11 protein-coding genes are annotated in these 9441 nt (G+C 61.4%); 1 reads left to right on the top strand and 10 read right to left on the bottom strand.

The genetic code is table 11. From position 1 onward, the window contains the following. Nucleotides 1-63: 63 nt before the first annotated feature. Nucleotides 64-681, bottom strand: coding sequence for a PAQR family membrane homeostasis protein TrhA (trhA, locus tag AC1D2P_RS14455; RefSeq protein WP_046029783.1), 618 nt, complete (start codon nucleotides 679-681; stop codon nucleotides 64-66). Between the two features lie 172 nt (nucleotides 682-853). Here trhA and AC1D2P_RS14450 point away from each other — a divergent pair, with 172 nt between their 5' ends. Continuing rightward, entirely contained in the window at nucleotides 854-1774 is a 921-nt protein-coding gene (locus AC1D2P_RS14450; RefSeq protein WP_109785615.1) for a LysR family transcriptional regulator, read from the top strand. Between the two features lie 105 nt (nucleotides 1775-1879). Here the strand turns inward: AC1D2P_RS14450 and madM are convergent, their stop codons facing one another. The 9 genes from madM to mdcA all read right to left on the bottom strand — a co-directional run bounded on the left by madM (nucleotide 1880) and on the right by mdcA (nucleotide 9150). Next, on the bottom strand, nucleotides 1880-2644 hold the full coding sequence (gene madM, locus AC1D2P_RS14445; RefSeq protein WP_046029781.1) for a malonate transporter subunit MadM: 765 nt from the start codon (nucleotides 2642-2644) through the stop codon (nucleotides 1880-1882). A 1-nt stretch (nucleotide 2645) separates the two neighbouring features. Continuing rightward, the gene (gene madL / locus AC1D2P_RS14440; protein WP_046029780.1) at nucleotides 2646-3062 is read right to left on the bottom strand and encodes a malonate transporter subunit MadL; all 417 of its coding nucleotides are present in this window, start codon (nucleotides 3060-3062) and stop codon (nucleotides 2646-2648) included. A 65-nt stretch (nucleotides 3063-3127) separates the two neighbouring features. Continuing rightward, the gene (gene mdcH / locus AC1D2P_RS14435) at nucleotides 3128-4039 is read right to left on the bottom strand and encodes a malonate decarboxylase subunit epsilon (RefSeq protein ID WP_477811478.1); all 912 of its coding nucleotides are present in this window, start codon (nucleotides 4037-4039) and stop codon (nucleotides 3128-3130) included. After that, a complete protein-coding gene (locus AC1D2P_RS14430; protein WP_109785617.1) occupies nucleotides 4036-4656 on the bottom strand; it encodes a malonate decarboxylase holo-ACP synthase in 621 nt (206 codons plus the stop codon). The genes mdcH and AC1D2P_RS14430 overlap by 4 nt, the downstream gene beginning before the upstream one ends. Then, nucleotides 4650-5453, bottom strand: coding sequence for a biotin-independent malonate decarboxylase subunit gamma (gene mdcE, locus AC1D2P_RS14425; protein ID WP_046029777.1), 804 nt, complete (start codon nucleotides 5451-5453; stop codon nucleotides 4650-4652). Before mdcE ends, AC1D2P_RS14430 begins: the two co-directional genes overlap by 7 nt. Continuing rightward, nucleotides 5450-6313 (bottom strand): biotin-independent malonate decarboxylase subunit beta, encoded by an 864-nt coding sequence (locus tag AC1D2P_RS14420; protein WP_477811477.1) that lies wholly within the window; start codon nucleotides 6311-6313, stop codon nucleotides 5450-5452. The genes mdcE and AC1D2P_RS14420 overlap by 4 nt, the downstream gene beginning before the upstream one ends. After that, the gene (locus AC1D2P_RS14415) at nucleotides 6306-6605 is read right to left on the bottom strand and encodes a malonate decarboxylase subunit delta (RefSeq protein ID WP_046029774.1); all 300 of its coding nucleotides are present in this window, start codon (nucleotides 6603-6605) and stop codon (nucleotides 6306-6308) included. Before AC1D2P_RS14415 ends, AC1D2P_RS14420 begins: the two co-directional genes overlap by 8 nt. After that, nucleotides 6605-7480 carry a triphosphoribosyl-dephospho-CoA synthase gene (locus tag AC1D2P_RS14410; RefSeq protein ID WP_109785619.1) on the bottom strand — a complete coding sequence of 292 codons (876 nt, stop codon included), beginning with the start codon at nucleotides 7478-7480 and terminating at the stop codon, nucleotides 6605-6607. The genes AC1D2P_RS14415 and AC1D2P_RS14410 overlap by 1 nt, the downstream gene beginning before the upstream one ends. Further along, nucleotides 7480-9150, bottom strand: a complete 1671-nt coding sequence (gene mdcA / locus AC1D2P_RS14405) for a malonate decarboxylase subunit alpha (RefSeq protein ID WP_109785620.1) — start codon at nucleotides 9148-9150, stop codon at nucleotides 7480-7482. Before mdcA ends, AC1D2P_RS14410 begins: the two co-directional genes overlap by 1 nt. Nucleotides 9151-9441: the final 291 nt, after the last annotated feature.

Below are 9441 nucleotides of genomic sequence, written 5' to 3'. Positions count from 1 at the left end.
CTCCTACATTGAAATGCATTTCAATGTAGGAGCGAGCCTGCTCGCGAATGGCCACGACGCGGTCTAAAGGACATAAAAGAAAATCGCCACAAAGTGCAGCAAGCTCCCGGCAATCACAAACAAATGCCAGATCCCATGGGCATGCCGCAGCCGATGATCGAGGGCGAAAAAGATAATCCCCACGGTGTACAACACCCCGCCCGCCGCCAGCCAGGCAAACCCCGCACTGCCCAACGCCGCGAGCAATGGTTTGACCGCCACCAGCACGATCCAGCCCATCACCGCGTAGATCACGATCGACAGAATCCGCGCTTCCGACCGCGGTTTTATCTCTTGCAGGATGCCGATCAGCGCCAGCCCCCAGACAATCCCGAACAACGTCCAGCCCCACGGCCCGCGCAGGGTCACCAGGCAGAACGGTGTGTAGCTGCCGGCAATCAGCAAATAGATCGAAAAGTGATCGACCTTCTGCATGATCGCTTTCTTGCGCCCGCGCACGCTGTGATAAACAGTCGAGGCGCTGTACAGCACCAACAAAGTGAAACCGTAAATCGCCACGCTGACGATTTTCCATGGGCTGCCGTCCATGCTGGCGATCACCAGCATCCACACCACACCAACCGTTGCCGCCACCGCCCCGACCAAATGCGTCCAGGCGTTCAATCGTTCCCCGTGGTACATGCGTTGCTCACCTCAAAATTTGATGCAACATCGCGCAAACTGTGGGGGCTGTCGAGTGGAACGAGGTTGTGGTCAGAAATTCGCAGCCTCGTTTCACTCGACAGCTCCTACATAGCTGCTACAAAACATCGCATGCGTGCACAATCGAGCCATTCGAATAAGAGTCCGGGCCATGCTGATCGACGAAGAATTGACCCTGAAAAAGCTCGAGGTGTTCCTGGCCTTCATGCGCACCGGCAATCTGGCTCGCGCCGCCGCCGAGTTGCAGACCAGTAACGTCAGCGTACACAGGGCGATCCATTCCCTGGAAAGTGCCTTGCGCTGCCCGCTGTTCAAACATGAAGGCCGTAACCTGACGCCACTGGAAAGCGCTTACGTGCTCGAAGAAAGAGCGCAGAAACTGATTCAGGACGTGGTCGAAACCGTGCGCCTGACCCGCGAAGCCGCCGGATTTTCCGCTGAACGCTTCAAGCTCGGCTCGCTGTATTCACTGACGGTGAAGACCGTGCCGCAGCTGATCATGGGCCTGAAAATCCGCCGCAGCGAACTCAACATCGACCTGATCCTCGGCTCGAACTTTGACCTGCTGTACAAGCTCAAGAACATGGAAGTCGACGCGATCCTGGTGTCGCTGGACGAGAGCGTCAACGACCCGGACTGCGAGCAGATCCCGCTGTTTTCCGACGACATCTTTCTCGCCACGCCGGCGGATTCAAAGTTCGCCCAGCGCACGGAAGTTGATCTGGCCGAAGTGCGCGACGAGACATTCATTACGCTGACCCAAGGCTTTGCCACGCACCAGGACGGTAATCGGGTGTTCAAGCAGGCGGGGTTCGAGCCGAAAGTGGCGATGCAGGTCAACGACATCTTCACCCTGCTGAGCATGGTCAGTTCAGGGGTGGGTTATGCGTTGCTGCCAGGCCGGATTGCAGCGGTGTACGAGAACCGGGTGAAGCTGATCCCCTTGCAGGAAAAGTACCGGCTGCAGCAGCACATCGGGGTGGTGTTTTTGAAGGCCAAGGAGCGCGACCCGAATTTGCTGGCGTTGTTGGCGGAGTGCCGGATGTATGCCAACCGCCAAGCCACCCAATGATCGTTCCCACGCTCTGCGTGGGAATGAATCAATGGACGCTCTGCGTCCGCTTTGGGACGCGGAGCGTCCCGGGCTGCATTCCCACGCGGAGCGTGGGAACGATCACTAACCGACAATCGCGCGAACAATGAAGTACAGCAGCGAAGGCCCAAGCAAGCACCCAAGCCCGGTGTGGAACGTCGCCGTCAACGCCCCGTAAGGCACCAACCGCCGATCCGTCGCGGCCAAGCCTGCGGTCACCCCGCTGACCGTCCCGGCCAACCCGCCGAACACCATTGCCGAACGCGGGTTATCCAACCCCATCCAGCGTGCGGCCATGGGTGTGCCGACCATCACCAGAATCGCCTTGATCAACCCGGTGGCAATCGACAACGCCACCACGTCGGAACTTGCACCAATTGCCGCCCCGGTCACCGGCCCAACGATGTACGTCACAGCGCCCGCACCGATGGTGGTCATGCTGATCGCATCACGATAACCAAACACCCAAGCCATGCTCGCGCCGACAATGAACGGCAAGATCGTGCCCAGAAGCAGCGCAATCACGCCGATCAAACCAGCCTTTTTCGCTTCGGTTGCTTGCACTTCGAATGCCGTGGCGACGATCGCAAAGTCTCGCAGCATGGCGCCGCCCATCAGACCAATGCCGGAAAACAACGTCAGGTCCGCCAGGCCTTTTTGCCCGCCGGTCAGGGTGCCGCCGACCCAGGCCAGGACCAGCCCGATGACGATGGCAATGGCCGAGCCGTGAATTCGTCCGAATGTCAGACGCTTCGACAAGACAACCGACACCCACATGATCACGCCTACAAAGGCAAACGCGGTCACCAGACCATTAGCGGTCAAGCCTTTATCAATGAGTTCCCACATATCAGCGACCTCCTACTGGTGTGCCGACCGGGGTAACTTCCGCCGGTTCATCGGGCAAGGGTTCGCCTTTGTGGGTCCGGCTGATCAGCGCAATGGTGCAGCCGCAGATCACCACTGAACCAATCGCCGCGAGCACCGCCACCGGTCCGCCATGCAGGGCTGTCACCACGTTCTGTTGCGCGGCCATCGCGACCACCACCGGAATGTACATGGCGCCCCAGAAGCCGACGCCCATCTCGCAATCCTTGGTCATGCCACCGCGCTTCTGCATCCACAACCGCGCGCAGATCAGCAGGATCATCGCGATCCCGACCCCGCCGACGTTGGATTTGACGCCCAGTAACACGCCAAGCGCGTCACCCATGATCACCCCTGCCAGCGTACAAATCGCCAACAGCGCCACACCGTAAATAATCATTGTTGTAGTCCTCAAAATGCATCGTCGAATGTTGTTTTTGTTGTTCGAAGGCCTGAGTCGGAGGTCTAGGGTTGGCGGCTTCCCTCCTCACGCAACAGCGCCTGCAAGGTATCGAGCCGCGCACCGTCGAAGGCAATCACGGTGCCTTGCTCGAACACCCGGCGCGCCAGCCCGGTCAGCACCGCACCGGGCGGCAGTTCGATCTGAAGTCGTACGCCGCGCTCATAGGCGCTTTGTACCGTGCCGCGCCAATCAACGACACGGCACATGTTGAACGCGAGGTCATCGCGCAAGGCGTCGGCATTGATGATGGGGCGGGCACGACTGCCACTGAGGTAGCCCAAGGTCGRCGTTTTCAATGACACCTTGGCGAATGCTTGCGCCAGAATTTTTGCCGGACCATCCAGCAGCGGGCAGTGCGAAGGCACGCTCACTGCCAACCGTTTGGCCAGACCGGCACCGTGACCTTTCGCCAACGCCGCCACTGCTTTCATTGCCTCGTCGCTGCCGGCTATCACCACCTGGTTATCGGCGTTGATGTTGGCCAGGTAAACCGGTGTGTCGATGCTGTGAACCTGCGCCAGCAGTTTTTCCACGGTGGATAAATCCAGACCGATGATCGCGGTCATGCCATAGCCCTGTGGATAAGCCTGTTGCATCAGTTCACCGCGCAAGCTGACCAGATGCAGCGCATCGCTGAAACTCAAGGCACCCGCGACCACCGCTGCCGGGTAAGCGCCAATGGATAACCCGGCCACGTAATCGGGCTTCATCGACAATTGTCGTGCCGCCGCGACGCCTGCGATCAACAGGCAAAGCTGAACCGCCCTCGTCGACCTCAATGCCTCGGCGCCATCGAGCAGCAGAACGTCCTCGCCCAGCACATCACTCGCCTCGTTCAACACGTCCCGAGGCAAGCGCTGCAGCATGCCCGGCTGTTGCGCGCCCTGACCGGGGAACACCAGCAAACTGCTCACGCTGCTTGCTCCTGAGGGTTCCAGGGGTTGCCGACCAAACAGGCAACCCGGTCGCTTTTCAGCAAGATCTGTGACGAAGACCGGGCCCATTCGCGGAGTGCGACGGCGCCAAACGGTGTCTGCAATTGCATGTCCACCCGACACTCAGCGGTGTCGAGAACCGTCACTAACGCCTGCGCTTGAGTACGGCTCAGCGGCTGCGGTGTGCGCAGAATCAAATCGAGATCGCTGCGCTCATGCAGCGCGGAAAAACCGCTGGCCAATTCGAAACCGGCGCTGCCGCTGATACCCCATATCCAACCGCAGGCGTCGAGCATCGGCCGCAGTTGCGCCAGTGCTCGCAGCGCCGGCAGATCGCGAGTCGACTCGACATGACTGAGGTCTTCCGGCCTGACCCGACGCGAAATCGCCGTGATTGCCATCGACGTTGCATAACGCTGCTCGCGCAAACGCCCACGCACCCCGACCGCGATGTGATCCGGCGCCGTCATCGCGCGCCGAACCACTACCGGCTGACCCGCGCAAATCGACTCGACCACCCACGCAGGCGCATCCGCAGGCAACTGCTCTGGCGTCATCCCCCAGAGCAAGTCGTGGGCCAGGAGCGTATTCACCACTGTGCTCTCAGCAGTTGGCGAACCTGGCTGGAGGCGGCGCGATGGGTCGCGCCCAAGCGGCTGCTCAAGTCGCGTCCCTTGGCGGCGACATCCTCGATGGCCAGGCTCAGGCATTCCGTCACCCGTGTAAGGTCCGCCGCCGTGGGTTGTTCGATCTGCTCCACCGACAAGGTTTCCCAGAGCAATCCAAGGCTGGCGTAACTGTCGATGTCATACGCCATGGGCGGCACGCTGGCCGCCAACGTCTCCAGTTCTTCGACACTGCGCAACGTCACTCGGGCCGCCGAGGCCTTGCCCATGGCATGCACCATCACCCCCGGATCACGCAACGCAATCAGGCGGTTGGCCTGATAACCGTGGGCCAGAAACGCCCCGGACATCGCCTTGCCCACCAGCAAACCGATCACCGCATGGCCGGCCAATCGAGCGCGGGCATAACTGTCCGCCGCCCCGGCCAAGGCCTGATGAATCCCGAGCGCTTCTTCGCGCCGACCGTACGCCTGACTCGGTACATCGACGATGGCGATCAAGGCACGCTTGTGTGGTTTGTCACGGTCAGCGGCGATCACTTCATCCACGGCTTTGGCCAAGCCCCAGCCTTCGAGCAAACCCACTTCACCGTTGCGAGCGCGGACAAAACGGTTGTCCGGATCAGCCACCACCGCAATAAACCGCGCCGGCTGACTACCCAACACACCATCGGCCACTTTCAACGAAGCCGGCAAACCCTCAACCGGTTTGGCGCCTGCACTCAAGGCGTTGAACCAGTGCAACCCTCTCAGGGAATACGAACTCATGAGCGTTCTCCTTGGTACAGATCGCGAACCGTCGCCRCTTCGATTTGCGGCCCGGCATCGAGGCGGGCCAACCGCTGCAGGAACAGATCGGCCTGACGGCTGCGTTGTTGCGCAGGCAAACCTTGCTGCAGCAATTCACTCACCTGCTGCTGAATCTGCGCCACATCATCGGCGACATAACGATCCACCAAACCACTGGCGAACCGTTGCTCGCCACCGGTCAGGCTCCAGATGAATGGCCGGTCACGGGAGTCGTACTCCTCAAGGCCCGCTTCCTGTTCGATCACTTGCGGACCATTCAGGCCAAGGCGCGCTTCCTGGGTCACCAGCAAATAGCTGCACAACCCGGCGGCAATCGACATCCCGCCAAAGCAGCCGACGCTGCCGGCCACCACACCAATCACCGGTTGGTATTGGCGCAGATCGACAATGGCCGCATGAATATCGGCAATCGCCGCCAGCCCGAGGTTGGCTTCCTGCAAACGCACCCCACCGGTTTCCAGCAGCAACACGGCGCGGGTTGGAATGCCGTTGCGGTTGTCATCGGCGGCCAGCTCCAGCGCGCCCGCCATCTTCGCTCCGCCGACTTCGCCAAGGCTGCCACCCTGAAAGGCACCTTCAATGGCCGCGATCACCACCGGCAATCCACCGATGCTGCCCTTGGCGATGACCACGCCGTCGTCCGCTTGCGGCACCACGCCCTGGCGCGACAGCCACGGCGACATGACGCGCTGGAACGGGTCGAGCAGTTCGCGATAGGTGCCAGGGTCAAGCAAGGCTTTTGCTCGTTGCCGGGCGCCGAGTTCGACGAAGCTGCGTCTTTGTAGGTATGGCTGCAAGAGTTCTGCGCTGTCAGTCATGGCCGATCTCCTCAAAGCCTTGCTCCAGACGCAAGCGCACCACGCCGGGGGTCGCGCCGAAATCGTGGATATCGATGTCCATCGCCGGCGGCGTCTGGCCCTCGAACATCCGCGTAAACAGATGTTCCCAGCGTTGTTCGCTGCCATTGACCGAGGTTTGCACGGTGATCGTCAGCTTGCCGGCCTGACCCGGTTCGATCAGCACTTCCAGATCGCCCGAGCCGACACAGCCCACTAGCGTGCGGCCCCGTGGCGGTTGGCCGGCGGGGAATTCAAAGGATAAGGTTTCCATCAGAAAGCTCCCTGGGTGAGGCCGTCGCACGACTCGATACGGTCGACAAACAGGCAGGCTGCGAGCAAGTCGGCAGCACCACCGGGCGAGGCGTTCAACGCGATTAATTGTTCATCCAGCTCATGCAAACGGCGGCGACCGGCGAGGCTGGCGCTGCCACCCGCATCGAGCACGGCCTGGGCGCCCAGTTGCATGGTGTTCAGGCCTTGTTCGCCGGCGCGGTAGAGCACGCAGGTGTCAGCCAGCGTTGTCATGATTGCCAGCAAGGCATCGAGGCGAGCGTTCTGCTCGCCATGGCCAGCGGCGCGACTGCGCTTGAGTTGCGGCAGTGCACGCTGGATCACCGCCGGAAAGCCCAGCTGCGCTTCTTCACGAGCACCGCGTGCGCCGTAACGCTGGGCGACTTGAGCGCCGTGGCTGAGCGGGCGCGGAGCATGACGGTCGTCGAGTAACGCGAGGCGTGCTGCGCGTAACGACACGCTGCTTGCGCCAGTGGATTGAGGGTCCAGCGCAGCGCCCGTGACCAACAGCCCCAAGGCCCAGATCGCTCCGCGATGGGTATTCACCCCACCCGTGGTGGCGAGCATCGCTTGCTCACCTTCGCGTCCAATCCGCCCCACTGCTTCACGCAGCGGCAAGCCGATTTCGCCGAATTCGATGGCGGCTTCCGCCATTTCTCTAAAGGCCGGCCACAACGACAACGCCGATGCGTGCATCAGCCCCAGGTGCAAGTCGGTATGCGCACCGTTGCCGCGACGATCGACCAGCGCCGGTTTTGGCGACAGGTCTGCTTCGTCGATCAGTACGTCCACCGCCAAGTCTGCCAATTGCTCGGCCAGGGTCAGGGTTTTCGGTTGCAGGTTAAGTGCGTGCATTACCAGCTCCTGAACTTGGCGGGCGGGTTGTAGAGGCCACCGGACCACTCCACCAGGTCAGCCACACTTTTCGCCGCGAGCAATTCGCGTGTGGCGTCGGTGCGGCGGATGCCGAGGTCTTCGGGCAAGGCAATCAGGCCTTCGCGGCGCATGCGCGCGGTGTCTTTGGGGTTGTGGCGCAGGCCGATGACGGTCACTCCGGCGACGGCGGCGATCATCGCCTGGCGTTCTTCCAGCGAACGCGCCTTGTACAGGTAGGCGATGCCTTCTTCGGTCAGCAGGTGGGTGACGTCGTCGCCGTAGATCATGATCGGCGCCAGCGGCATGCCGCTTTTCTTCGCCACCTCCACTGCGTCGAGGGTTTCGACGAAGGTTGGTTTGCCGCCCTCCTGGAACGTCTCGACCATTTGCACCACGAGTTTTTTACCGCGTTCGAGCAGCGGCTCTGGCCCGTCGGTGTGGCGCATGTCGAGCCAGGCTGGCGTGCCATGACGGCGACCGCGTGGGTCGTGGCCCATGTTCGGCGCACCGCCGAAACCGGCGAGGCGTCCACGGGTTACGGTGGAAGAATGACCATCACCGTCAACTTGCAGCGTCGCGCCGATGAACAGGTCCACCGCGTATTGCCCGGCCAGTTGGCTGAACATCCGGTTGGAACGCAGCGAGCCATCGCGCCCGGTGAAGAACACGTCCGGTCGTGCGGCGATGTAGTTTTCCATCCCCAGTTCGGTGCCGAAACAATGCACGCTTTCGACCCAGCCGCTTTCAATCGCCGGGATCAAGGTCGGGTGCGGATTGAGCGTCCAGTTGCGGCAGATTTTGCCTTTGAGGCCGAGGGATTCACCGTAGGTCGGCAGGATCAGTTCGATGGCGGCGGTGTTGAAACCGATACCGTGATTCAGCGACTGAACGTTGTGTTTTTCGTAGATGCCGCGGATCGCCATCATCGCCATCAAGATGTGCACAGGCTTGATGTGCCGTGGGTCGCGGGTGAACAGCGGCTCGATGTAGAACGGCTTGTCGGCCACCACCACGAAATCGACCCACGAGGCGGGGATGTCGACGCGCGGCAGGTCGCTGACATCGTCGACCAACTGGTTGACCTGAACGATGACGATGCCATCGCTGAAGGCAGCCGGTTCAATGAGTGCGGGAGTGTCTTCGGTGCTCGCCCCGGTGTAGATGTTGCCGGCACGGTCGGCCATGAAACCGGCCGAGAGCACGACGTTGGGAATCAGGTCGACCACCAGCCGCGCATAGAGCTCGATGTAGGTGTGGATCGCGCCGATTTCCAGCAGGCCGTCTTCCAGCAGCTGGCTGATGCGCAGGCTTTGGGTGCCCGCGAAGGAAAAGTCGAGTTTGCGGGCAATGCCGCGTTCGAACAGGTCCAGGTGCTCGGCACGGCCGACGCTGGGCATGATCATGTGCAGATCGTGCAGCTTGGCGGGATCGGCCTTGACCAGGGAACGGGAGAGGAAATCCGCCTGCTTCTGGTTATTGCCCTCCAGCACCACACGGTCGCCGGGCAGGATCAACGCCTCCAGCGCGGCGACGATGTTGTCGGTGGGCAACACCACACCGTCGGCCAGATCCTTGACCAACGCCAGACGCCGCTGCTTTTCGCTGCGCCGGCGCGTCCATCGCGAGTCGGGGGATATTGTTGTTGTCATGACCACTCCACGGGTTCGCTGTCGTGGGGTCACCTTAGGAGTGTTGGGTGGGGGGCATCAATCAAGCACAGAGACGGATCGTTACGGTCAGGGTAATGATCGCCTAAACGATCGTTCCCACGCTCCGCGTGGGAATGCCTCAAGGGACGCTCCGCGTTCCAGCTCTGAATGGGACGCGGAGCGTCCTGGGCTGCATTCCCACGCAGAGCGTTGGAACGATCAAACCGATCAGTCCCAAAAAAGGACCGATAGGTCGCTTTTTGGGAATCTTCAACTTTTGCCAGCCGATTG

Source organism: Pseudomonas sp. P1_F1_2 (assembly GCF_056405815.1).
Note: the sequence above shows the minus strand (reverse complement) of the source record. Positions and strands in the feature narration are given on the sequence as shown.